At 71.0% G+C, this 24,662-nt stretch carries 15 protein-coding genes; 11 read left to right on the top strand and 4 right to left on the bottom strand.

The genetic code is table 11. The annotated features are described in order from the left end of the window. The first annotated feature begins 20 nt into the window (after positions 1-20). Positions 21-1,727 carry a glycerol-3-phosphate dehydrogenase/oxidase gene (locus ADL12_RS38095; RefSeq protein ID WP_079052499.1) on the top strand — a complete coding sequence of 569 codons (1,707 nt, stop codon included), beginning with the start codon at positions 21-23 and terminating at the stop codon, positions 1,725-1,727. 169 nt (positions 1,728-1,896) lie between these two features. Here ADL12_RS38095 and ADL12_RS38090 read toward each other — a convergent pair whose 3' ends face one another. Continuing rightward, entirely contained in the window at positions 1,897-2,964 is a 1,068-nt protein-coding gene (locus ADL12_RS38090) for a serine hydrolase domain-containing protein (protein ID WP_062711592.1), read from the bottom strand. A 209-nt stretch (positions 2,965-3,173) separates the two neighbouring features. On the opposite strand from ADL12_RS38090, the gene ADL12_RS38085 reads away from it, so the two are divergent. The 3 genes from ADL12_RS38085 (at position 3,174) to ADL12_RS38075 (ending at position 10,188) form a co-directional block, all read left to right on the top strand. Next, positions 3,174-5,351 carry a serine/threonine-protein kinase gene (locus ADL12_RS38085; RefSeq protein WP_062711522.1) on the top strand — a complete coding sequence of 726 codons (2,178 nt, stop codon included), beginning with the start codon at positions 3,174-3,176 and terminating at the stop codon, positions 5,349-5,351. A 185-nt stretch (positions 5,352-5,536) separates the two neighbouring features. After that, positions 5,537-8,431 carry a protein kinase gene (locus ADL12_RS38080; protein ID WP_062711519.1) on the top strand — a complete coding sequence of 965 codons (2,895 nt, stop codon included), beginning with the start codon at positions 5,537-5,539 and terminating at the stop codon, positions 8,429-8,431. A 152-nt stretch (positions 8,432-8,583) separates the two neighbouring features. Then, the gene (locus tag ADL12_RS38075; RefSeq protein ID WP_062711517.1) at positions 8,584-10,188 is read left to right on the top strand and encodes a serine/threonine-protein kinase; all 1,605 of its coding nucleotides are present in this window, start codon (positions 8,584-8,586) and stop codon (positions 10,186-10,188) included. 125 nt (positions 10,189-10,313) lie between these two features. Here ADL12_RS38075 and ADL12_RS38070 read toward each other — a convergent pair whose 3' ends face one another. After that, entirely contained in the window at positions 10,314-10,595 is a 282-nt protein-coding gene (locus ADL12_RS38070) for a hypothetical protein (RefSeq protein ID WP_062711514.1), read from the bottom strand. Between the two features lie 301 nt (positions 10,596-10,896). Between ADL12_RS38070 and ADL12_RS38065 the strand changes: the two genes are divergently transcribed. From ADL12_RS38065 to ADL12_RS38045, 5 genes are all read left to right on the top strand, one after another. Next, complete coding sequence (locus tag ADL12_RS38065; RefSeq protein ID WP_063806784.1) at positions 10,897-12,063, top strand: serine/threonine-protein kinase; 1,167 nt, start codon at positions 10,897-10,899, stop codon at positions 12,061-12,063. Positions 12,064-12,155: 92 nt separating this feature from the next. Next, complete coding sequence (locus tag ADL12_RS38060; RefSeq protein ID WP_167364456.1) at positions 12,156-13,856, top strand: serine/threonine-protein kinase; 1,701 nt, start codon at positions 12,156-12,158, stop codon at positions 13,854-13,856. Between the two features lie 38 nt (positions 13,857-13,894). Next, positions 13,895-15,691: a serine/threonine-protein kinase gene (locus ADL12_RS38055; protein ID WP_062711511.1), complete on the top strand. Its 1,797-nt coding sequence runs from the start codon at positions 13,895-13,897 to the stop codon at positions 15,689-15,691. Between the two features lie 142 nt (positions 15,692-15,833). Next, the gene (locus tag ADL12_RS38050) at positions 15,834-17,447 is read left to right on the top strand and encodes a succinic semialdehyde dehydrogenase (RefSeq protein WP_062711508.1); all 1,614 of its coding nucleotides are present in this window, start codon (positions 15,834-15,836) and stop codon (positions 17,445-17,447) included. A 42-nt stretch (positions 17,448-17,489) separates the two neighbouring features. Then, on the top strand, positions 17,490-19,295 hold the full coding sequence (locus ADL12_RS38045) for a GMC family oxidoreductase N-terminal domain-containing protein (RefSeq protein WP_062711505.1): 1,806 nt from the start codon (positions 17,490-17,492) through the stop codon (positions 19,293-19,295). Positions 19,296-19,395: 100 nt separating this feature from the next. Here ADL12_RS38045 and ADL12_RS53350 read toward each other — a convergent pair whose 3' ends face one another. After that, positions 19,396-20,421 (bottom strand): LPXTG cell wall anchor domain-containing protein, encoded by a 1,026-nt coding sequence (locus tag ADL12_RS53350; protein ID WP_062711502.1) that lies wholly within the window; start codon positions 20,419-20,421, stop codon positions 19,396-19,398. 247 nt (positions 20,422-20,668) lie between these two features. Here ADL12_RS53350 and ADL12_RS38035 point away from each other — a divergent pair, with 247 nt between their 5' ends. Continuing rightward, a complete protein-coding gene (locus ADL12_RS38035) occupies positions 20,669-21,919 on the top strand; it encodes a serine/threonine-protein kinase (protein WP_244188197.1) in 1,251 nt (416 codons plus the stop codon). 525 nt (positions 21,920-22,444) lie between these two features. Here ADL12_RS38035 and ADL12_RS38030 read toward each other — a convergent pair. Then, complete coding sequence (locus ADL12_RS38030) at positions 22,445-22,732, bottom strand: chorismate mutase (protein WP_062711499.1); 288 nt, start codon at positions 22,730-22,732, stop codon at positions 22,445-22,447. 322 nt (positions 22,733-23,054) lie between these two features. Here ADL12_RS38030 and guaA point away from each other — a divergent pair, with 322 nt between their 5' ends. After that, positions 23,055-24,632, top strand: coding sequence for a glutamine-hydrolyzing GMP synthase (gene guaA / locus ADL12_RS38025; protein WP_062711496.1), 1,578 nt, complete (start codon positions 23,055-23,057; stop codon positions 24,630-24,632). Positions 24,633-24,662 lie beyond the last annotated feature (30 nt).

Here is a 24,662-nt window from a genome sequence, read left to right as displayed (position 1 = left end):
CCGATGAGCGGGAGGCAGCGGTGAGGACAGCGACACTGGGGCCGGCGGAGCGCGCCGAGTCACTGGCATCAATGGCCGAGCGCGAGCTGGACCTACTGGTCGTGGGCGGCGGCGTCGTGGGCGCGGGCACCGCCCTGGACGCAGCCACTCGCGGACTGTCCACCGGCCTGGTCGAGGCACGTGACTGGGCGTCGGGCACATCGAGCAGGTCCAGCAAGCTGATCCACGGCGGCCTGCGCTATCTGGAGATGCTCGACTTCGTGCTCGTACGGGAGGCCTTGAAGGAGCGCGGCCTGCTGCTGGAGCGGCTCGCCCCGCATCTGGTGAAGCCGGTGCCGTTCCTGTACCCACTCCAGCACAAGGGGTGGGAGCGCCTGTACGCCGGCTCGGGCGTCGCGCTCTACGACGCCATGTCGATGGCCCGGGGGCACGGGCGGGGCCTGCCTCTGCACCGCCACCTGAGCCGCCGTCACGCCCTGCGCGTCGCCCCCGCCCTGAAGAAGGAGGCTCTGGTCGGGGCCCTGCAGTACTACGACGCCCAGATGGACGATGCCCGCTATGTGGCCACCCTCGTGCGCACGGCGGCGGCCTACGGCGCGAAAGTCGCCAACCGCGCGCGCGTGAGCGGGTTTCTGCGTGAGGGCGAACGCGTCGTCGGGGCCCGGGTGCAGGACGTCGAGGCGGGCGGGGAGTACGAGATCCACGCCAAGCAGATCGTCAACGCGACCGGTGTGTGGACCGACGACACCCAGTCGATGGTGGGGGAGCGCGGGCAGTTCCACGTTCGCGCCTCCAAGGGCATCCACCTGGTCGTACCCAAGGACCGCATCCACTCCTCGACCGGGCTGATCCTGCGCACCGAGAAGTCCGTGCTGTTCGTCATCCCCTGGGGCCGGCACTGGATCGTCGGCACGACCGACACCGACTGGGACCTCGACAAGGCCCACCCGGCCGCGTCCAGCGCGGACATCGACTACCTGCTGGAACACGTGAACTCCGTGCTCGCGGTGCCGTTGACGCGCGACGACGTGGAGGGCGTGTACGCGGGCCTGCGGCCCCTGCTCGCCGGCGAGTCGGACGCCACGAGCAAGCTGTCGCGCGAGCACACCGTGGCGCACCCCGTGCCCGGGCTCGTCGTCGTGGCCGGCGGCAAGTACACGACGTACCGGGTGATGGCCAAGGACGCGGTGGACGCCGCCGTGCACGGTCTCGACATGCGGGTCGCCGAGTGCGTGACGGAGGACATTCCGCTGGTGGGCGCCGAGGGCTACCGGGCGCTGTGGAACGCGCGGGCGCGGATCGCGGCGCGGACAGGGCTTCATGTGGTGCGGGTGGAGCACCTGTTGAACCGGTTCGGATCGCTGGCGGAGGAAGTGCTCGAACTCATCGCCGGAAATCCCTCACTGGGCGAACCCCTGCAGTCCGCCGACGACTATCTGCGCGCCGAGATCGTCTACGCCGCCTCGCACGAGGGGGCGCGGCACCTGGACGACGTGCTGACGCGGCGGACCCGCATCTCGATCGAGACGTTCGACCGCGGGACCCGGTGCGCGCGCGAGGCCGCCGAGCTGATGGCGCCGGTGCTGGGCTGGGACGAGGACCACATCGAGCGCGAGATCGAGCACTACCGGAAGCGGGTGGAGGCCGAGCGGGAATCGCAGCGGCAGCCGGACGACCTGACGGCGGACGCGGCGCGGTTGGGGGCGCCGGACATCGTGCCGCTGTAGCACACCGCTCGTAGTGCACTGCTCGTAGTGCACTGCTCGTGGAGCGCCGCTGCAGTACTGCGCCGGACGACCGGTGGCACCGGTGGCGGTCGCCGACCGCGCCGAGGCGGGCAGAACGTCACCCGAACGGGTGGCGGGAGCTGGGATCTCTGCTCGAACCTCGTCCATTCTACCGGGTGCGAGGGCAGAACTCGGCAGCGAGCAGCCGGGGTTCGAGGCCGGGATCTGCGATCGCCGTCGTGTTCACCCGGAATGTGAGGACGCGACGACCGCCGACGGTGGCTGCGGAGCGCACGTAGCTGCCGGCAATGCGCCCGTTGTGCCCCCATACGACGGTGCCGCACGGCAGTTTCACGGGAAAGAGCCCCATGCCGTACGAGCCACGCGCGGCACGGGTGTCGAGCATCTCGCGCAGCCAGTGCGGGGGCAGCAGCCGGCCGCCGAGCAGTGCGGCGTAGAAGCGGTCGACGTCGGCGAGCGTGGTCACCAGCTCGCCGGCGGCGCCGGCCACCCGCGGGTCGAGTGTGGTGACGTCGGTCCCGTCGGTGGCGTAGGCGCGGCCGTGCGGGGAGGGAAGAGAGGTGCGGGATCCAGGGAAGGAGGTGCCGGTCAGGCCCAGCGGAGCGACGATGCGGCGCTCGGTCTCGGCGGCGTAGGAGCGGCCGGTGACCTGCTCGATGACCAGGCCGAGCAGGACGTAGTTGGTGTTCGAGTAGGAGAAGCTGCCGCGGTCGGCAGGGGGGTGGGTGAGTGCGATGTGTACGGCCTGAAGCGGCGTGACGGGGACGGTGCCCCCGGTCTCGACGGTGAAGTCGTGCAGCCCGCTGGTGTGGGTCAGCAGGGAACGAAGGGTCAGCGCGCGCCCGTCGTTGCCCGCCCCGCGTACCAGTCCCGGCAGATGCTGCTCCACCGTGTCGGACAGGGACAGCCGTCGTTCGGCGGCCAGTTGCAGTACGACCGTCGCGATGAAGGTCTTGGTCATGCTGCCGGCGCGGAAGTGGTCGGCGGGGGCGATGCCCTGGCCGGACTGGGCGTAGTGGGTGCCGGTCTCCTCGCGGGCCAGCAGGGCCGCGGCGGGGGCCTTGCCCTTGGTGACGAGCAGCGGGAGGAGGGCGCCCGTCGCCCACACCGGGGGCGCCGACGAGGCGATGGGGGCCAGACCGAGGAGTGCCACGGTGACCAGGCCGACGAGGGACAGGGACACGGGAAAGCCCAGCAGCGTCCGAAACTGCGGCATCGTCGGTCGCGCCATGCGGGTCCCTCCCTTTGTAGCGGCTCATCATGCCGGTAGGCGGAATGTTCGATTCAGTTGGGGCAGGGGGCCTCGCGGCCAGGAGGTCCGGGCCGTGCGGAGGCGTGGTGGTGTGACGGGCACCCTGGGCGTGGGGCACTTGTCGGGTGAGGGACAATGGAGCCTCTGTCAGGGCGGGTTGTATGAGGGGACGCATGTCGGAGGCGGAGCGGGCGGGGACATCTCGTCAGGACACTCGTCAGGACAACCACGAGCGTCTCCTCGCGGGGCGGTACCGGCTGGGCGATGTGCTCGGCCGGGGCGGCATGGGCACGGTGTGGCGGGCCGAGGACGAGACCCTGGGACGGACGGTCGCCGTCAAGGAGCTGCGGTTCCCGTCGAACATCGACGAGGAGGAGAAAAGACGGCTGATCACGCGCACGTTGCGTGAGGCCAAGGCGATCGCGCGGATCCGCAACAACAGTGCGGTGACGGTGTTCGACGTGGTCGAAGAGGACGACCGGCCGTGGATCGTGATGGAGCTCGTCGAGGGCAAGTCGCTCGCCGAGGTCATTCGCGAGGACGGCCTGCTCGAGCCGAAGCGTGCGGCCGAGGTCGGCCTGGCGATCCTCGACGTGCTGCGGTCCGCGCACCGCGAGGGCATCCTGCACCGCGACGTGAAGCCGTCGAACGTCCTGCTGGAGTCCGACACCGACCGGGTCGTGCTCACCGACTTCGGCATCGCCCAGGTCGAGGGCGACCCGTCCATCACCTCGACCGGCATGCTCGTCGGCGCGCCCTCCTACATCTCCCCGGAACGGGCCCGTGGCCACAAGCCGGGCCCGGCGGCCGACCTGTGGTCGCTGGGCGGGCTGTTGTACGCGTCGGTCGAGGGCGTGCCGCCGTACGACAAGGGCTCCGCGATCGCGACTCTGACGGCGGTGATGACCGAGCCGTTGGAGGAGCCGAAGAACGCGGGACCGCTGAAGGACGTCATCTACGGCCTGCTCACCAAGGACCCCGCCAAGCGGCTCGACGACGCCGGTGCGCGGGCGATGCTCAACGCCGTCATCCACGCGCCCGAGCCCAAGGGCGAGCCGGAGCTGGATGCCGATGCGACGAAGGTCGTGCCGTTGCCTCCGCAGCCCGACGGGTCTGGGGGCAAGGGCCGTTCGGGTGCCGGGTCCGGAGCCGGGTTCGGGGGCAAGCGGGCCGAGGAGGCCGGGGAGCGGTTGCGTGGGGCGCTGCGTTCCGTGCGGAAGGCCGCGGTGAGTGCGGGGGCGGCAGGGTCGGCGGCTGCGGCTCGTACCAAGTCCGGGAGCGAGACGGCTGTCTCGGGGTCCGGCGGTGGCGCGGCCGGTGGTTCGTCCACGGCAGTGGGCGGGGCCGGGGTGTCGTCGGCGGCGGGGAGTTCGGGTCGGACTTCCGGTGCCGAGGACGCGGCGGCTGCCGGTTCCGCTGCCGGGGCCGGCACCAGCGCCGGTGCCGAGGCCGGTGGCAAGGCTGGTTCCGGTGCCGGAGAGCAGGATGCTCGGACGGCGAGCGGGAACGGGCAGAGTGGCGGCCGGAGTTCGGGGTGGCCCGTGGTGCCGCCGCCGGATCTGCCGTCGCGGCCCGTGCCGAGGGCGCCGCTGACCGATGTGGTGCCGAAGCGGACGCTGGTGATCATCGCGGTGGTCGTGGCGCTGGCTGTGATCGGAGTGGTGCTGGCCTTCGTGTTCGACGGAGACGGCGACGGGTCCAAGTCGTCCGCGAGCGGTGGCAAGCCCAAAGCCTCGGCCAGCGCGAGTGCCGATACCAAGCAGGACGAGAAGGGCGGCGCTCGTACGGACGGTGAGGCGACCGCATCCGCGGACTCCGGTGCGGGGTCGGGATCCGGCAAGGAGACCGGGAGTACGCCGAGTGCCGGGGCGAGCGCGACCGGCGGGAGCGGCGCCGAGGCGGGATCCGGGGGCGACAGCGGGGCCGCGTCGACCCACAAGGGGAACCAGGGGTACTCGATCGGGCTGCCCAAGGGATGGAAGTTCCAGACCTCGGGGTCGGCGGGGGACCGGTTCACCGGGCCCGACGGGCAGAAGTTGCTCGTCGCCTGGACGTCCACGCCGAAGGGCGACCCGGTGACGGACTGGGAGAACCAGGAGCAGTACATGACGCGCTCCCAGTACAAGAGGATCCGGATAGAGGCGGTGGAGTACCGCAGCTGGAACACGGCCGACTGGGAGTTCACCTATTCCGAGGGCGGTACCAAGTACCGGACGATCGACCGTGGGTTCGTGGTGAACGACCATCTCGGATATGCGCTGATGTACACCGCGAAAGCTGATGACTGGGGCAGCGACGTACGCAAGGACACATGGCGGACGCTGACGGACACGTTCAAGCCGAAGTCGTGAAGTGAGCGGCTGTCGGTTTGGGGCCGTGACAGCCGGGGCTGAGCGGTGAGATACGACAACCCCACTTTGCGGGTTGCCTCCGGCACGTATCGTGAATGCTTGCGGACCGAACGCATCCAGTCGTGCGTCCGGAACGGGACGCAAGGCGAACGGAATTGACCAACCGGGCGGCCGGGGGAGGCAACGTGGACGACTACGCGGGTCGGGTACTCGCCGACCGCTACCGCCTGCCGCTGCCGCCCTCCGACGAGTACGAGCTCACCGAGAGCCGGGCCTTCGACACCTACAGCGGGCAGGAAGTCCTCGTCCGGCAGGTGCCGTTGCCGGAGGTCGTCGAGGCGGAGGTGCTCGACGCCGAGGGCCTGCCCGACGGGTTCACCGCCCGGGACACGCGGGAGCGTGGGGCGCGACGGCCCTCGACGCGGTCGAGTACGCGCCGGCCCAGCGACCCCGCCGTACGGCGGGCGGTCGAGGCGGCGCAGGCCGCGGCGCGGATCCCCGACCATCCGCGCCTGGACCAGGTCTTCGACGTGTTCGCCGAGGGCGGTTCGCTGTGGATAGTGAGCGAGTTCGTGGCCGCGCGTCCGCTGGCCGCGTTGCTCGCCGAGCAGCCGCTGACGCCGTACCGGGCGGCCGAGGTCGCCTCCGACGTCCTCATGGCGCTGCGGGTGCTGCACGCGCATGGCTGGGTCCACCGGAACATCACCGCCCGTACGGTGCTCGTCTGCGACGACGGCCGGGTGATGCTGACCGGGCTCGCGGTCGGGGCCGCGGAGGAGGCGCTGTGCGGGTACGACCCGGTGCCGGTCGAGGACGGTGACAGGGGCGCCGGGGCTGTGACGTTCGGTGGGGCGGCCGGCGCCGATCCCGAGGCTGCCCGGCGTGCCGCGATCGAGGCGCGGGCGGCCGGCGGTGTGCCGGTTCCCGGAGACGGTGCGGCGAGCGGCGCGGGTGCGACCGGGATCGGCGGTGCCGGCGCCGGTGGCGCGGATCCCGAAGCGGCTCGGCGTGCCGCCATCGAGGCGCGGGCGGCCGAGGGGCTGCCGGTGCCCGGTGGTGACGCCGACGACGGGACAGGGGCTTCCGGTGCCGCACCCCACGGCGCCCTGGAAACCGGTGGGGACATCAGGGCCGCGCGGGCCGGAGCGATCGCCGCGTATCGGGCGGGGGCCCGTGCCGCGGCCCGGGTGCACGAGTCGCAGCAGAACGGGCGGGCCGCACTGCCCGGTGCCCGCCAGGCGCCCGAAGGCGGCCCCGCCGGCCAGGCCAACGGCTCGGCGCAGCAGCCGTACCCCGACGGCAACGCCACCACCACGCCGTCCGGCCGGATTGGCGACCCGTACGGCGTGCAGGCCACGGCGTGGCACGGCGCCGCACCCCGAACCGGGGCCGGTGGCGCACCGGCCGACGAGGGCCGCGGCCGCACCGCACTGCCCCCGGCGGGCCCAGGTGCCCAGCCCGGCTTCGGCACACCTCCCGACGCGAGCGCGCCGGCACCGGGCGTCGACGGGTTCGTCGACGGCTTCCCGGCCGGTGGCATCCCCGCTCCCGGCCGCGGGGCGCCCCCCGCTGCGGGCACCCCCGCGCCGGGCGCCGGCGGTTTTCCCCGGCAAGGTGTGCCTGCCCCGGGCGCCACCACTTCCCCTGCACAAGGGGTGCCCACTGGCACTCCCGCCCGAGGCATCCCCGCTCCCGGTGGCCCCGCTCCCGGTGGCCCCTCCACCGCGGCCGGCCCCGCCGCACCGCCCTCCGTCGACTCCCCCCACCCACCGACTCGCTGGGGCGACCTGGTGGCCGGCACCCCCGCTCACCGCGGGCCCACCACCGCGCTCGCCGCGGAGCGGGCCCGGCAGGCTCGGATGGCCGTGGTGGGTCCCGTGACCGAGCGGTGGGCGCCGGAGCAGGCCGGACCCGTGCATGAGAACTGGCAGCTCGCCGCGCCGATCGGCCCCGCGACCGACCTGTGGGCGCTGGGGGCGCTGCTCTTCCGGGCCGTGCAGGGGCATGCGCCGTATCCGGAGGAGTCGACGGCCGAGCTGGTGCAGATGGTGTGCGCGGAGCCGCCCGCCTACGCCGAGGAGTGCGGGCCGCTCAGGCCGGTCGTGGAGTCGCTGCTGCGTCAGGACCCCACCGAGCGCCTGGACTTCGAGGAGCTGAGAGGCTGGCTTCGCTCGCTGGTGCGGTCCGCGCCCGAGCCGGAGGCCGGCACGCATGTTGTCGCCGCTCCGCCGGTCGACCCGAACCGGCTGCCGATCGTACGGCGGCGGGGCGAGCTGGTGCGCCGGCGGCGGGCCGGGCTGCCCGCGCATCACGGGCGGCACAAGCGGGCCAAGCCGGAGACGGCTTCGCCCCGCCGACTCGGGCGTACGTTGCTGCTGCTCGTCCTGCTCGGTATGGGCGCGGCGATCGCGTACGCCATGCTGTTCATGCCGAAGGCCAACAGCAGCAACGGCAGTACGGCCGACGCGGATCGCACCGGCGCCGCGGGTGCGGCCACTCAGGCGGCGCCCGAGCAGTCCGCCGAGGCGAGCAGTGAGCCGCGGCCCGACCAGACCTCCCCCGAATCCGGCAACAGTCCCTCGGAGTCGGCGGGTTCCACCGAGACACAGACCACCGGCCCCGACGTCCCCGACGGCTTCACCCTGCGCGAGGACGCGGCCGGCTTCCAGATCGCCGTGGCCAACGGCTGGAACCGCACCCCGGAGAACGGGCGCGGGCAGGTCGTCTACTCGCACGGCGGCTTCGACCTCATCGTCGTACCGGGCCGGGACACCGCGGACAAGTACGGCAGCGACCCCATGGTCTACCAGCGCGAGCACGAGCGTGAGTTGCAGCCGTACCGGGACTCCAGCTGGGCCTCCTCGGGCGGGCTGAAGACGATCCGGGTCGGCGAGCGGACCATGGCCGAGGGGCAGTTCACCTGGACCGACGACCAGGGGCGCGAGCTGTTCGTGCGCAACCTCGCGATCCTGATCGACGGGCGGTACCACGTGGTGCAGTTGCGCGGTCCGGACGCCGAGCGGGACGAGGTGACGCGGCTGTTCGAGCAGGCGTCGGCGACCTACCAGGTCACCGGCTGAACCCGTCGTTCGACCCTGCGTGATGGTTGAGTCCCGTTCCCGAGAGCGACAACCATCACAGTGCGGTCTCCTTGGCACCCCCGCGGTTCCGGTCCCCTCGACCGGTCCCTAATCTGACCATGTCAAGAACATTGCGGGGCAACGTGAATCAGATGCAGGGCCAGCTCGTTTCGGGGCGCTACCGGCTCGCCGACGCGATCGGCAGCGGTGGCATGGGCCGTGTCTGGCGTGCCCATGACGAGGTGCTGCACCGGGCCGTCGCGATCAAGGAACTGACCGCGGCGCTCTACGTCTCCGAGAGCGACCTGGACCGGCTGCTCGTGCGCACGCGCGCCGAGGCGCGTGCCGCCGCGCGCATCAACCACTCCGCCGTCGTCACCGTGCACGACGTCCTGGAGCACGACGGCCGGCCGTGGATCGTGATGGAGCTGGTCGAGGGGTACTCGCTGGCCGACGCGGTCAAGGAGAGCGGACGCGTCGAGCCGACCGAGGCCGCCCGTATCGGCCTGTGGGTGCTGCGGGCGCTGCGCGCCGCGCACTCCGCCGGCGTCCTGCACCGCGACGTCAAGCCCGGCAACGTCCTGATCTCCGAGGACGGCCGCGTTCTCCTCACCGACTTCGGCATCGCCCAGATCGAGGGCGACACCACCATCACCCGCACCGGAGAGGTCGTCGGCTCGGTCGACTACCTCGCCCCCGAGCGCATCCGCGGCCACGACCCGGGCGCCTCCTCCGACCTGTGGGCACTCGGCGCGACGCTGTACACGGCGGTGGAGGGCCGCTCGCCCTTCCGCCGTACCTCGCCGCTGGGCACCATGCAGGCGGTCGTCGACGAGGAGCCCACCGAGCCGCAGCACGCCGGACCGCTCGGACCCGTCATCGCCGCACTGCTGCACAAGGACCCCGCCGGACGCCCCGACGCGGTCGCCGCCGAACAGATGCTCGCCGAGGCGGCCGAGGGGCGGCGGCCGGACACGGCACAGGCGTACGTGCCGACGCGGCACGGGTCGTACGGACATCAGGGGCCCCACGAGCAGCCGCGGACCGGTGTCACCAGGCCGCACCAGGCCGCCGTCACCCAGGTCGGCCCGTCCGCCGCGCCCCCGAAAAGGCGGCGGCGTCTGCGAACGGCCGCCCTCGTCGTCGCCCTCGCCGCGGTCATCGGCGCGGGAGCAGCGGTCGCGCTGCAGCAGTTCGGCACGGGCAGCCCCGGCGACCCCGCCTCTGTGTCGTCGACTCCGAGTGCCAGTGCCACGCCGAGTGACGAGGGCGGTCAGGGAGTGGTTCCCGCCGGCTGGGAGCGGCGCAACGACCCGGTGGGCTTCAGTATCTCCCTGCCCAAGGGGTGGAAGCGGTCCGTCTCCATCGACCAGGACGGCCTCCGGCAGGTCGACTACTCGCCCGACAAGGGCAAGCACCTCGTGCGGGTCGCCGTCGACACCGCGCCGGACTTCCGCACCTCGTACGAGCACATGAGCAACCTGGAACAGCGGGTCTCACGGCTGCAGGACTACAAGCAGCTGAGCCTCAAGGAGGAGCTTTTCCGCGACCAGCCGGGCGCCCGCTGGGAGTACACGTGGAACGCGCTGGCCAAGGACGCGCCGCACTACTTCCCGGGGCCCTACCGTGCGATAGACGTCGGGTACATGGACAGTAATGGCACCGAGTACGCCATCTACGCGGCCTCACCGGGCGACGACTGGGCCACCACCAGAAAGCAGTTCGACTGGATCCTGCGGGGCTTCCAGGAGGGTTGATCGAGAACGTCGTGACCTATGGGGACGACGACTTCACGGAAGGCGGTCGCGTATCGGCCCATCCGGAAAGTGCGTGGGCCGATACGTCATCTCGAATACAGCGGTTGTTGCCCGGAGGCTCAGGCTCAGGCCCAGGCCGTGCAAGAACGGACGATCGTGGTCCCTTCCCTGACCGCCACCTGCATGCCGATGGAGTCGAGATCGTCGGCGGAGGGTTTTGCGTACGTGGTGAAGGTGGTGGTCGCGTCCACTCCGTCGTATTCGGTACGCCAGGCCCAGTCCGTCACCCATCCAGTGCTGTGGTCAATGGATCTGAATCGAATGGCCACATGGTGACCATCGGCAGCGGTGTCCTTGACCCAACCGCTGATGTCCACATAGTTGGCTGTCCAGTTGGTGAACGTCATGCTCCCCGAGGCGCCGGTCAACCATGAAGAAATGGTAAGGCTCCCATGATCCACTGGGCAGCGTGATTTCAGCCACCCGTTTTACCCTGCATGGTGCGTATCACCTGGTGATTTGTCATGTTTCGCGATTGTTTCAAAGCCGGCTATGGCTGAAAACGATCGCCCCTGGCCGCGCGGTTCAGCATGGTCCGCGCCAAGGCCTGAGTTCCCTGGGGGTGCTGACCGGCTGTCTTGCGGTGGCGGCATACTTGGCCGGTCGCCGCCCCGGAAGGTGTCCGTCCGTTGCGGCATGATGGGGCGCATGGGGACCGAGGGGGCCAACTTCCGTGTGATCGCGGGGCGTTACCGCCTCGAGTCGACGCTCGGTCGCGGCGGCATGGGCGTCGTCTGGCGGGCGACCGACCAGTTGCTCGGGCGAGCGGTGGCCGTGAAGGAGCTCCCCCTCGAGGAGACGCTCTCCGCCGCCGAGGCCCGGCGACAGCGCGAACGCACCCTGCGCGAGGCCCAGGCGGTGGCGCAGTTGAGTCACCCGCACGTCATCGTCGTCCATGACATCCTCGAGCACGACGAACGGCCCTACATCGTCATGGAGTTGGTCGACGGCGACTCCCTCGCCGACCGCATCGCGACGCACGGGCCCGTCGACGCGCGGGAGGCCGCCCGGATCGGCGTCGACCTGCTGAGCGCGCTGCGCACGGCCCACGCGGCCGGGGTCCTGCACCGTGACATCACACCGGCGAACGTGCTCATCGAGGAAGGCACCGACCGTGTCGTCCTCACCGATTTCGGCATCGCCCAAGTGCCGGGCACGTCCACGCTCACCGAGTCCGGGTCCTTCGTCGGCTCGCCGGAGTACACCGCGCCCGAGCGGATGTCCGGGGCCAGAACCGGTCCCGCGGCCGACCTGTGGTCGGTGGGTGCGCTGCTGTGCGCGGCGCTGAGCGGCGAATCGCCGTTCCGGCGCGACTCGTTGAGCGGCACCGTGCTCGCCGTGGTGTCCGACGAGATACGTCCGCCCGCGCAGGCGGGGCCGATCCTGCCCGTCGTGCAGGGGCTGCTGGAGCGGGATCCGAGGCTGCGGCTGGATGCGGCGGGGGCGGAACGGATGCTGCGGGGGTTTCTGGAGACGGGGCTCGCGCCTGTGCCGAAACGGTTCTCCAGCGCGGAGCGCCGGTACTCCACGCGCAGTGTGCTGGCCACCGCGACGCTGGTCGCCGCCATGGTGGTGGCGGGGGTGTCGGCGGCGGCGTTGCTGGCGAACGGGGGCGGGGGCGGGGGTGTGGTGCCGACCAGTTCGGCGCCAGAGGTCTCGGTGAGGCCGTCCAGTACGTCTCCCTCACCAAGTACGTCTCCCTCACCAAGTACGTCTCCCTCGCCCAGTACGTCTCCCCCGACCGGTACCTCTCCCTCGCCCACTACCTCTCGCTCACCGAGCACTCCGACTCCTTCGCCCACCAACTCCGAATAAAGGGGAGATAAGTGGCGACCTGAGTCACGGCTCTGTGACCGGAAAGCATTCCTGCTGGATGCCGAAGCGCTTGCCGCGATATTGATGGAGCCATGAGCAGCAACGGGGGAGTCCCTTACCGGTCCGACGAGCCGACGAGTTTCGACCTGCAACCGCCGCAGCCGAACCCGTCCGCGCCCGTGCCGCACCCGGACAATCCATACGCGGCGCCCACTCGGGTCGTACCGCAGCAGGGCGCGCCGGCACCACAGCCCGCGGCTCCCGCGCAGCCCGCCCAGTCGGCCCAGCCCGCCCAGCCCACCGCGCCGGACCCCGGTACGGGCCGGCTGATCGCGGGCCGCTACCGGCTGCTCGCCAAGCTCGGGCACGGCGGCATGGGCACGGTCTGGCGGGCCAAGGACGAGACGGTGGACCGCGAGGTCGCCGTCAAGGAGCCCCGCGTACCGGATCATCTTCCCGAGCGTGAACGTGCGAACGCCTTCGAGCGGATGCGCCGCGAGGCACGTGCCGCGGCCCGGCTCGATCATCCGGCGGTCGTGAACGTGCATGACGTCGCGGTCGTGGACGGCCAGCCGTGGATCGTGATGGAGCTGGTGCAGGGCCGTTCGCTGGGCGCCGCGTTGCAGGAGGGCACGCTCGGGCCCCGGGATGCGGCGAGAATCGGCCTCGAAGTGCTCGGCGCGCTGGAGGCCGCCCACGCCGCGGGCATCCTGCACCGTGACGTGAAGCCGGACAACGTCCTCCTCGGCCGCCACGACCGCGTCGTCCTCACCGACTTCGGCATCGCCCAGATCGAGGGCGAGACCAATCTGACCGACACGGGCGGCTTCGTCGGTTCGCCCGAGTACATCGCGCCCGAGCGGGTGCTGGGCCAGCGGCCGGGACCGGCCAGCGACCTGTGGTCCCTGGGCGTCGTCCTGTACGCCGCGTCGGAGGGCGTCTCGCCGTTCCGCCGCAGCAACACCCCGGCGACCCTCCAGTCGGTCCTCAACGCCACGCCCGCGCCGCCCGCTTCGGCCCAGGGCCCGCTCGCCGAGGTCATCAACGGTCTGCTCCAGAAGGACCCGGCGCGCCGCCCGAACGCCGCGCGGACGCGTGCGCTGCTGGAACAGGCCGCCAACCCGCCGGCGCCGGTCGCCACGCAGGTCGTGCGCATACCCGAGGGCATCAAGGGGGGCGTCCGGCTGGGGCGCAAGGCGCTGATCGGACTCGGTGCGGCGGTCGTCGCGGCCGCGGTGGCGGCGTACCTGGTGATCGCCGACCCGTTTGCGGGACCGCTGCCGGACGGCTGGGAGACGCACCAGGAGAAGTCCCTCGCCGCGACACTGGCGGTGCCCGCCGACTACAAGCGGGGCGAGCCCGAGGAGACGGACAAGGGGCATTGGGTCACGTACTCCGACGAGAGCGGAGCCATCGTGATCGGCCTGACGCTCGAGAAGAAGGCCGAGGACACGGGCAACAACATTGCCGGTTCCGCGGCAGCCGAGATGTACGACGACGACGGCGACTTCAAGCAGACCGGCGACTACGACGTCGGCATGCCGGAGAACCCGAAGACGGCCCCCGACGAGACCACGTACCAGGGCCGTAAGTCCGCCGAGAACACCGTCATCTACACCACCACCGACACCCAGAACCCCCGCCCCCGCGAGCTGCGGATCTTCTACTACAAGACCTCCGCCGGCGACATGTACAAACTCAGAATCGGCTACCCGGGCAAGGGCGACTTCACGGACCGGGGACGTGAAGTGGCGCAGACGGTCATCGACAACCTGAAGATCGACAAGCTCTGAACTGGCCAAGGGTCGGCCTCGCAAGGTAGTCATGGGGCATGAGCAACGACGGGGGCGGCACCGGCCACAACGAGCGTGTGATCGGCGGGCGTTACCGGCTTCTCGAGCGCATCGGCTCCGGCGGGATGGGCACCGTCTGGCGGGCGCTCGACGAGCTCGTGGAGCGCGAAGTCGCTGTCAAGCAGCCGAGGTTGCCCGGCGACCCCGAGGACGCGGCCCATCAGCGGGCCGCGCACCGGCTCTACCGTGAGGCCCGCGCCGCCGCCCGCGTCGACCACCCGGCGGCCGTCGCCATCCACGACGTCGTCGTCGAGGACGGACTGCCCTGGATCGTCATGGAGTTGATCCGCGGCGAGTCCCTGCACGAGGCCCTCCAGCGTGGCCCGGTGGAGGCGGCCGAGGCCGCCCGCATCGGCGTCGCCGTCCTCGGCGCCCTGCGCGCCGCGCACGCCGTCGGCATCGTCCACCGGGACGTCAAGCCTGCCAACGTCCTGCTCGGCCCGCACCGCCGAGTCGTCCTCACCGACTTCGGCATCGCCCACATCCAGGGCGAGGAATCCCTCACCGTGAGCGGCGAGTTCATCGGGTCCCTGGAGTTCATCGCCCCCGAGCGGATGTCCGGCCGCGGCGCCGGCCCCGCCTCCGACCTGTGGTCGCTGGGCGTGCTCCTGTACGCCGCCGTGGAGGGCTGGTCGCCGTTTCGCCGTACGACCCTGGAGTCCACGCTCGCCGCGATCCTCGCCGCCGATCCGCCCGAGCCGAAACAGGCGGGGCCGCTGGGGTCGCTGATCGTACGGCTGCTGGCGAAGGATCCCGAGGCACGGCCCGGCGCGGAGGAGGCCGGGGCGGCGCTGGAGGCGGTGGCGGAGGGCTGGCCGGTGCCGGGTCCCTCCGGGGGTTCGGCAGCGGCGGGGGCACAGGATGCCTCGGGGATGCGGGAGTTCGCGGAGGATTCGGGGACGGTACGGCTGGGAGGTGCGGCGGCGTCCGGACCGGCGGGTGACCCGAAGCCCGAGCCGCCGGCCAAGGCGACGCCGGGGCCGACAGCCGAGCCGGCTCTTACGTCGGCTCCCTCGCCGGCTTCCTCGTCGGCCTCCGATTCACCTTCCGCGCCGGCGTCCAGGTCGACTTCCGCGCCGACTTCCGCGCCGACTTCCGGGGCGAAGGCCGAGTCGACACCCGACCTCACCCCTCCGACTCCGAACCACAAGGGCCGCTCCCTCCTCCGCCCGATTCCCGTCGCAGTGCTCGGCGTCCTCCTCGTCGGCGGTACCTGGTTCGCCACCTCCTCCTTCCTCGTCGACAAGGGCGACGATCTCAAGGAGATGAAACCCGTCTACACCTCGGCGCCCCTGGCCCCGGAAACCAGCCCCACCCCCACCGCCGACACCTGGACCGACCACGCGGAGAAGGACATGAACGCCGTCCTCTCCCTCCCGCCCGAGTACAAGGAGGCCGCCAGGGAGGGCGGCGCGAGCGAGCAGCCGCGCCTCGTGATCTACGCGCACGATCGCATCCAGGTCCGCCTCACCCAGTGGGACACGGCGCCCACCTCACCCAAGGCCCTGGCGGATCAGCACACGAAAGGCTGGGCCACCAGCTACCAAGAGGCCAGTACGCAGCAGACGAATACCAGCCTCCAGGGCCACGAGGCCGTCCTCGCCGACACCACCTACGACGACGTGGGCACCCGGATCCGGATCATGGAGCTGTTCGTCCTCACCGACGACGGCCGCATGTATGAACTCCGCGTCGACATGCCCAAGGGCACCCCCGCCGAGAAGAAGGGCACCGCGCTCTTCAAGGGCGCCCGTGACCGACTCGAGATCGAGTGACCCGGCACCGACTCAGCACTGGCTCGGCAACGCCCTGATCAGCGCGTTTGTTGCCAGTGGACACTGGCGTCATGTGAGCACTCGGTGAATCCGCGTTACCGACGGGTACACAAAGGCTCCGCTCCGGCATACCCTGCGGCTCATGACGGACGCGCAGGCCCCGGCCAAGACCGGCACGAACCCTCTCGCCCCCGCCCCGGAGGGCGCCCGCACCGCCACCGACGTGGTCACCCCCGAGCTGGTCGCCCAGCTCACCAAGGGCGTGGTCGGCTCCGGTCGTACCGCCAACCACACGCCGTTCACCGGCGAGAAGCTGGCCGACCTGCCCGAGTCCACGCCAGAGGACGTGCAGAAGGCCTTCGAGGCGGCCCGCACGGCCCAGGCCGTGTGGGCACAGGTCCCGGTACGGCAGCGTGCCGCCGTCCTGCTCCGCTTCCACGATCTGGTGCTCGAACGCCAGGCCGAGGTCCTCGACCTCATCCAGCTGGAGACCGGCAAGGCCCGCCTGCACGCCCACGAGGAGGTGCAGGCCGTGGCCGTCGCGGCCCGCCATTACGGCCGTAAGGCACCCGCCTACCTGAAGCCGAAGCGGCACGCGGGCGCCATGCCCACGCTCACACGCGTCACCGAACTGCGCCACCCGCGCGGCGTCGTCGGCCAGATCGCCCCCTGGAACTACCCCCTGGAGCTGTCCGTCGGCGACGCGCTCCCCGCCTTCGTCGCGGGCAACGCCGTCGTCATGAAGCCGGACACGGAGACCTGCCTCACCGCGCTGTGGGCCCGTGACCTGCTGATAGAGGCGGGGCTCCCCGCGGACGTCTTCCAGGTTGTCCTCGGCGACGGCCCGGTCGTCGGCCCCGAGGTCGTCCGGCACGCCGACTACGTCTCCTTCACCGGCTCCACCCGCACCGGCCGCGAGGTCGCCCAGGGCGCCGCCGCCCGCCTGGTCGGCGTCTCCCTCGAACTCGGCGGCAAGAACGCGATGCTGGTCCTTCAGGACGCCGACGTGGAGAAGGCCGCCGCGGGCGCTGTCCGCGCCTGCTTCTCCTCCGCCGGCCAACTGTGCATCTCCATCGAGCGGTTGTACGTCCACGAGTCCATCGCCGACGCCTTCGTCGAGCGCTTCGCCGCCCGCACCAGGGCGATGCGGCTGGGCAAGTCCCTGGCGTACGGCGCCGACATGGGCTCCCTGGTCGGAGAGCGCCAGCTGGAGACGGTCACCCGGCACGTGGAGGAGGCTGTCGCGAAGGGCGCGAAGCTGGTCGCGGGCGGCACGGCCCGTCCCGACATCGGCCCGTACTTCTTCGAGCCGACCATCCTCGACGACGTCGAGCCGGAGATGACCGTGTGCACCGAGGAGACCTTCGGTCCGGTCGTCTCCATCTACCGTTTCAAGACCGAGGACGAGGCGATCGAGCTCGCCAACTCCACGCCGTACGGCCTCAACTCGTCGGTCTGGACGAAGGACGGCAGCCGCGGCCGCGCGGTCGCCGCCCGTCTGCGCACCGGCACGGTGAACGTCAACGAGGGCTACGCCCCCGCCTACGGCAGCGTCCAGTCGCCCATGGGCGGCATGAAGGACTCCGGCCTCGGCCGCCGCCACGGCTCCGAGGGCATCCTCAAGTACACGGAGGCCCAGACGGTCGCCCAGCAGCGCCTGCTGCCGATGGCCCCTTCCTTGGGCATGGACGACGAGAAGTACGCGCAGTTCATGAGCAGGAGCCTGCGACTGATGAAGGCGTTCCGCTTCCGTTAGACAGCCCCGCAAGACAGCACCCGTTCTCAACGAGGAGAGCACGTGTCACAGGAGAAGTCCGTCCAGACCCGGGACGAGGACGGGTACGACTACGACGTCATCGTCGTCGGATCGGGGTTCGGCGGCTCCGTCACCGCGCTCCGCCTGACCGAGAAGGGCTACCGCGTCGGCGTACTGGAGGCCGGCCGCCGCTGGACCCGCGAGAGCCTCCCGAAGAACTCCTGGGACCTGAAGAACTACCTCTGGGCCCCCAGGCTCGGCATGTACGGCATCCAGCGCATCCACCTGCTGGGCAACGTCATGGTGCTGGCGGGAGCGGGCGTCGGCGGCGGCTCCCTCAACTACGCCAACACCCTCTACGTACCGCCGAAGGCCTTCTTCGACGACCCCCAGTGGCGTGACATCACGGACTGGCAGGAGGAGCTGAAGCCGTACTACGACCAGGCCCAGCGCATGCTCGGCGTACGGCTCAACCCGACGATGACCCCCTCCGACGTCCACCTCAAGGCGGCCGCCGAGCGGATGGGCGTCGGCGACACCTTCCACATGGCGCCGGTCGGCGTGTTCTTCGGGGACGGCAAGGACGCGGAGGGGGAGACCGAGGTCAAGCCGGGGGACGAGGTGTCCGACCCCTACTTCGGCGGGGCGGGCCCGGCCCGCAAGGCGTGCACGGAGTGCGGCGAGTGCATGACGGGCTGCCGCCACGGCGCGAAGAACACCCTCAACGAGAACTACCTCTACCTTGCCGAGAAGGCGGGCGCGGTCGTCCACCCCCTGACGACGGTCGTCTCGGTCACGGACGACTCGCAGGGCGGTTACGCGGTGGCGACGCTGCCGACGGACCGGAAGAAGAAGGGCGAGGGCAGACTCTTCAAGGCCCGCAAAGTGGTGATCGCCGCGGGCACGTACGGCACCCAGACCCTGCTGCACCGCATGAAGGCGGGCGGCCAACTGCCGTACCTGTCGACGAAGCTGGGCGAGCTGACCCGCACCAACTCGGAGGCCCTGGTCGGCGCGCAGACCGACAGCCGGCGCTACCGCAAGGTGACGGGCGAGCCGAAGGTCGACTTCACCCGCGGAGTCGCCATCACGTCGTCCATCCACCCGGACGAGAGCACCCACATCGAGCCGGTCCGCTACGGCAAGGGCTCCAACTCGATGGGCGGCCTGTCGATCCTGCAGGTCCCGTACGCGGAGGGCTCCTCGCGCGTCGCCGCCTGGGTCCGCAACGCGGCCCGGCACCCGCTCCTCGTCCTGCGCTCCCTCTCCAACCGCCGCTGGTCGGAGCGGACCATCATCGGCCTGGTGATGCAGTCGCTGGACAACTCGCTGACGACGTATCTGAAGCCGGACGGCGTGGGCGAGGGCCTGCTCACGGCCCGCCAGGGCCATGGTTCCCCCAACCCCAAGCAGATCAGGGCGGCTTCGGAGGCCGCGTCGGCGATCGCGGCCGACATCAACGGCTTCGCCGGCTCCAACGTCGGCGAGCTCATGGGCACCCCGCTCACCGCCCACTTCCTCGGCGGCTGCCCGATCGGCGACTCACCCGAAACCGGCGTGATCGACCCGTACCACCGCCTGTACGGCCACCCCGGCATCTCGGTCGTCGACGGGGCGGCGGTCTCGGCCAACCTCGGCGTGAACCCCTCCCTGACGATCACCGCACAGGCCGAGCGGGCGATGTCGTACTGGCCGAACAAGGGCGAGTCCGACCCGCGCCCGGCGCAGGGGGCGGCCTACGAACGCCTGAAGCCGGTCGAGCCGCAGTCACCGGCGGTCCCGGCGGAGGCGTTCGGGGCGCTGCGGCTGCCGTTCCTGGGGATGCCGGTGGTGCCGCCGAAGAAGTGACGGCCGGGCACGTCAACAGAGAAGGACCTGCGCCCCCCTCCGAGCGCAGGTCCTTCTCTGTTGTGCGTCGCGTCTGTTGTGCGACGGGCTTGGGTGAGGCTTACGCCTCGGCACCGTTCCGACGACGCTTCATCGCGAACATCACGCCGGCACCGGCGACGATGGCGACCCCACCGACGGTGGCGATGACCGGCAGGTTCGAGTCGGAACCGGTGTGGGCGAGTTCGCCGGTGACGTCGACGTCGCTGACGTCGGAGATCGGCTTGCTGCCACCGGTCTGCGGCTTGGCGTCGCCCGGGTCACCCGGGTCGGAGCCCGCGGCGAGGATGTCGAAGAAGTAGACCCAGCCGTTCGGGTCGTCGGCGACCCAGCAGCCGTCCGCGTCCGAGTACGTGGCGAAGCCGCCGGTGATGCCGATGGAGTCCGGCACCTTGCCGCTGACGCTCAGCCGCAGCTTGAACGAGGTCGACTGGCCGGCGTCGAGCGCGAACGCGGTGAACGTCGCGCCCTCACCGGCGGCGTCCGCGAGGGTCTGCCAGCTGCCGGTCTCCTTGTTGAAGACCTGGACCTTGATCTGGCCGGAGTAGTCGACCTCGTCCCAGCCGAACGCTGCGACGCCGATCAGCGGCTTGATGTTCTTGATGTCCTGGTCACCGGAGTTGGAGACGTTGAACGAGAAGCTCGTCCAGCCGCTGCCGGCGACGATCGTCTCGGGCAGGCCCGACAGACCGCTGTGCAGGTCCTCGCTGAGACCGACCGAGTTCTCGTCGGCGTCCTCGCAGTAGTCGACCTCCTCGGGAGCGCTCTCGCTGGGGCTCGGCGACGGGGAGGCGGAAGTCGTGGGCTCTTCGGTGGGAGTCGGCTCTTCGGTGGCCGGCGTGGTCGCGTCCTCGGTGGGAGTCGGCTCCTCCGTGGCCGGCGTGGTCGCGTCCTCGGTGGGCGTCGGCTCTTCGGTGGTCGGCGTGACCTCGTCCTGCGTGGGCGTCGGCTCCTCGGGAGCCGTCGTGCTCTCCGACGGAGGCGTCGGCTCGTCCGTCGTGGCGAACGCGGCCGGTGCGGACAGCAGCGCGATCGGCGCTATGACAGCCGTCGCGGCTGCGGCGGCGAGGGCACGGCGAAGCTTCATGAAGACCTCGAAAGTCCGGAGTGCTGCGACCTCGCAACACGCGTATGGCAGGGAGGCCTCCGCGTGTGGGGCGCGGGTGTGGCCTTTGATACGCAGGGTTTGATCGGCGACGGCTGTGAATGGTTGTGCCCGCACTAACAGGTTTCTTATGTGGTCTGCGTCACACCCTGGGGGTCTCTGCTCGGCGGCCGGGAGCTGACGTACGCTCAGCCGGCCGACAGCCCACTGAGAGGAAGCGCACACCGCCGTGACCGACAAGCCGTCCGAAGGGCCCAGACCGGAGTCCACGTCCGACAGTGACTCCGCCGGCTCCTCGTCCCTGCCCGGAGGCTCGTCCATACCGGACGAGGCATGGGAGAAGTTCGTCCAGGACGCCGAGCGCGATCGCGCCTCCGCCCCGAAGGAGCCGTCCGCACGGGCCCGGATGGTGGCCGAACGGCTGCGCGCGCTGGACGAGGCGGAGGCCCGCAAGTCACGCGCCGGACGCCGCTGGGGGAAGAAGACGCCCGCCGAGCCCTGGCAGCCCGAAGGGTGGCGCACCGGGCCCGCCTGGCAGGAGAGGAACGGTCGGGGCGCGCGCCGGCGAAAGGTCTGGAGCGTGCTCGGCGTGCTGCTGGCCGTCGCGGTGGCCGTGATCGCCCTCAAGCCCTCCGCCGCGCTGTCCTGGCTGCCCGGCGGTTCGCAGGACTCGGCGGGGGCGGACGCTTCGGCGTCGCCGCTGGCCCCGGAGACGAGCCGGCCGAGCGGCGCGCCCGCCGACACCGGCGGCCTGCCGACGCGGAAGAAGCCCTTCACCGGCTCCCCGGCCGACCGCTGGGCCGCGGGTGCGGACGCCATCGAGGTGCCGAAGGTGTCGAAGTCCGTCCGTGGCGTCTCCGCCGCGCGGATCGCGACGGCACTGGGGCTGACCAAGGACTTCCTCGTCGCCTCGAACCTCGACCGGGACGTGCTGTACGGCGCCGAACCGAAGACGGCACTGGCGCTCGTCGACCCGCTGCAGAAGGACTACCTGTCCGACCTGCGGTCCGCCCTGCGCCACCCCACGGTGAAGAACGACCCCACGTGGATCTTCACCCGCTTCGACCCCGACAAGGTCGAACTCGTGGGCACCGAGGTCAGGGTCCGCGGTCGTATGACGGTCGAACCCGGTGACCTCGCCGGCCAGGCGCGGATCCGGGCCGACTACACCTTCGTGTACCCGCTGGCCAGGGCCGGTGGTGGAAAAGAGGTCGCCCGCACGATCGTCCGCCGGGTCGTCGAGGTGGAGGTCCACGACCCTGCCAAGTTCCAGGGAACCGAGGGGCGCATTTGGGTGTACGACCTCGACGGTGAGATCTCCAACGACAACTGCCGGGACGGTGACGGTTTCATCCAGCCGCTCTTCCAGGCCGACCTGTACGCCAGTCCCGACTCCTCCGGCGAGGTGGTCGATCCGTACGACCGCAGCAGGGGGCTGGACGGGGCCGAAGGGAAGTGCGGCACCGTCTCGCGCACGTGACAGCGCCGTAGCCCGACGGACATGAGAAGGGCCCCGCAGGGCGGAGCCGCGGGGCCCTTCCTTCGTCAGCACCGACGTCAGGGCAGCGTCGGTGCTTGGGGAGCGGCGCCGGGGGGTGCGCCGCAGGTCTGTGGTCCTGTGGTCCCGTCGGTCTCGACCTCTGGCAGGACGAACAAAATGCAGTTGGTCGGGGACGGGACTTGGAGCTCTCTCGCATCGTGCTGGATGGGTGCAGCCGCCGCAACCGCTCGACCCGGCCTTGTACTCCGTTCCGGCATTTCCGCCGGTCGGCCCCGGGCGTCCCCGGAGCCGACCTTCTCTTGGGTGACCGGGCTGCTGTCCCCTGCCGTCCGGTCACTTACCTGGAGCGAGGTCCCACGGCGCACGGCACGATGCGTACGCCTCATCGCTCCAGCGAGCCACGCGTGGTTTCTTTCGGGCCCGCCCCTGGCTGGCACGGACACCGGTACCAACGAAGGGGTCCGGGAGGCGTCACGCGCCGTACGGGTGAGACGGTGCCCGAACTCAGATGCGACCGCGGCACAGTTCGAGGAGCGTCATGGCGAGGGCCGTGCCCGGCTTGCCCAGCGCCTCGCTGTAGTGGGTGAGGATCTCCATCTCGCGGGAGAGGTTCACACGCCGTCCGCCGGAGGTGATCCGCGCCTCCTGGATGACGGCCGAGACGGCCATCCGTTCCTGGATCAGGCCGATGATCCGGTCGTCGAGCGCGTCGATGCGTTCACGGGCACCGGTGATCACGCCGGCGGCCTCGGCGGTGTGTGCGCCTGTCTTCTCTGCGGAGGTGGTGGTCATCTCGGGGGCTCCTCGCTGGATGGGTGGGGCCGCCCCGGAGCGACGGGACCCGGAAACGCCAGACGCCCCGGAGCCTGTCGGCCCGGGGCGCCTGGGAAGTCGCTTGTCAGTTGCTCAAGCAGCACGACCATGGCAGCCGGCGGGCCGGGTGCCATAGGTAAAGAGGAAGGTCGGGTGCGTGAGCATGGGGTCAGTATGCCGTGGGGCGGAGCGGTGTCCAAGACGGTTCGCATCCTGAGACAGGCTTCGGCCCCGGAGGGCTCGCGCCGAGCCCGGTAGACTCGGCCCCACACACACCTCGCTCACCGCCGGAAGGCAACCCGTGTCATCAGCGAACCCCGCAGCCGCCCCCGACACCGTTCTGGTCGTCGACTTCGGTGCGCAGTACGCCCAGCTCATCGCCCGTCGCGTCCGCGAGGCCCGGGTCTACAGCGAGATCGTGCCGAGCACCATGCCGGTCGCCGAGATGCTCGCCAAGAACCCGGCGGCGATCATCCTCTCCGGCGGCCCCTCGTCCGTGTACGAGGAGGGCGCCCCGCGTATCGACCGCGCGCTCTTCGAGGCCGGCGTCCCCGTCTTCGGCATGTGCTACGGCTTCCAGCTCATGGCGCAGAGCCTGGGCGGGACGGTCGACAACACCGGTGCGCGCGAGTACGGCCGTACGGATCTGCACGTGTCGAAGTCGTCCTCCACCCTCTTCGAGGGCACCCCGGCCGAGCAGCACGTGTGGATGTCGCACGGCGACGCCTGCTCCGCCGCCCCCGAGGGCTTCTCCGTGACGGCCTCCACGGACGTCGTCCCGGTCGCCGCCTTCGAGAACGACGAGGCGAAGCTGTACGGCGTCCAGTACCACCCCGAGGTCATGCACTCCACGCACGGCCAGCAGGTCCTGGAGCACTTCCTGTACCGCGGCGCGGGCCTGACCCCGAACTGGACCACCGGCAACGTCATCGAGGAGCAGGTCGCGGCCATCCGCGAGCAGGTCGGCGACAAGCGCGCCATCTGCGGTCTGTCCGGCGGCGTGGACTCCGCCGTCGCGGCGGCCCTGGTCCAGAAGGCCATCGGCTCGCAGCTGACCTGCGTGTATGTCGACCACGGCCTGATGCGCAAGGGCGAGACCGAGCAGGTCGAGAAGGACTTCGTGGCCGCGACCGGCGTGCAGCTGAAGGTCGTGGACGCGGAGGAGCGGTTCCTGACCGCTTTGAAGGGTGTCTCGGACCCCGAGGAGAAGCGGAAGATCATCGGCCGCGAGTTCATCCGGGTCTTCGAGCAGGCACAGGCCGAGATCATCGCGGACGAGGGTCCGGCGGTGGAGTTCCTCGTCCAGGGCACCCTCTACCCCGACGTGGTCGAGTCCGGTGGCGGCACCGGCACCGCCAACATCAAGTCCCACCACAACGTGGGCGGTCTGCCGGAAGACCTCGAATTCAAGCTGATCGAGCCGCTGCGCAAGCTGTTCAAGGACGAGGTCCGCATGGTCGGCCAGGAGCTCGGCCTGCCGGACGAGATCGTCCAGCGCCAGCCCTTCCCGGGCCCCGGCCTCGGCATCCGCATCGTCGGCGAGGTCACCAAGGAGCGCCTGGACCTGCTGCGCGAGGCCGACGCCATCGCCCGCGAGGAGCTGACGGCGGCCGGTCTCGACCGGGAGATCTGGCAGTGCCCGGTGGTCCTGCTCGCGGACGTCCGCAGCGTGGGCGTGCAGGGTGACGGACGGACCTACGGCCACCCGATCGTCCTGCGGCCCGTCTCGTCCGAGGACGCCATGACCGCCGACTGGTCGCGGCTGCCGTACGAGGTCCTCGCGCGGATCTCGACCCGGATCACCAACGAGGTGGGGGACGTCAACCGCGTCGTCCTCGACGTGACCTCGAAGCCGCCGGGGACGATCGAGTGGGAGTAGGCCCCTCGGGCGAGTGGAGCAGGCCCTAGG

Origin of the sequence: Streptomyces regalis (assembly GCF_001509475.1) — a bacterium.
Lineage (GTDB): Bacteria > Actinomycetota > Actinomycetes > Streptomycetales > Streptomycetaceae > Streptomyces > Streptomyces regalis.
This window is presented reverse-complemented; position numbering and strand designations above follow the sequence as displayed.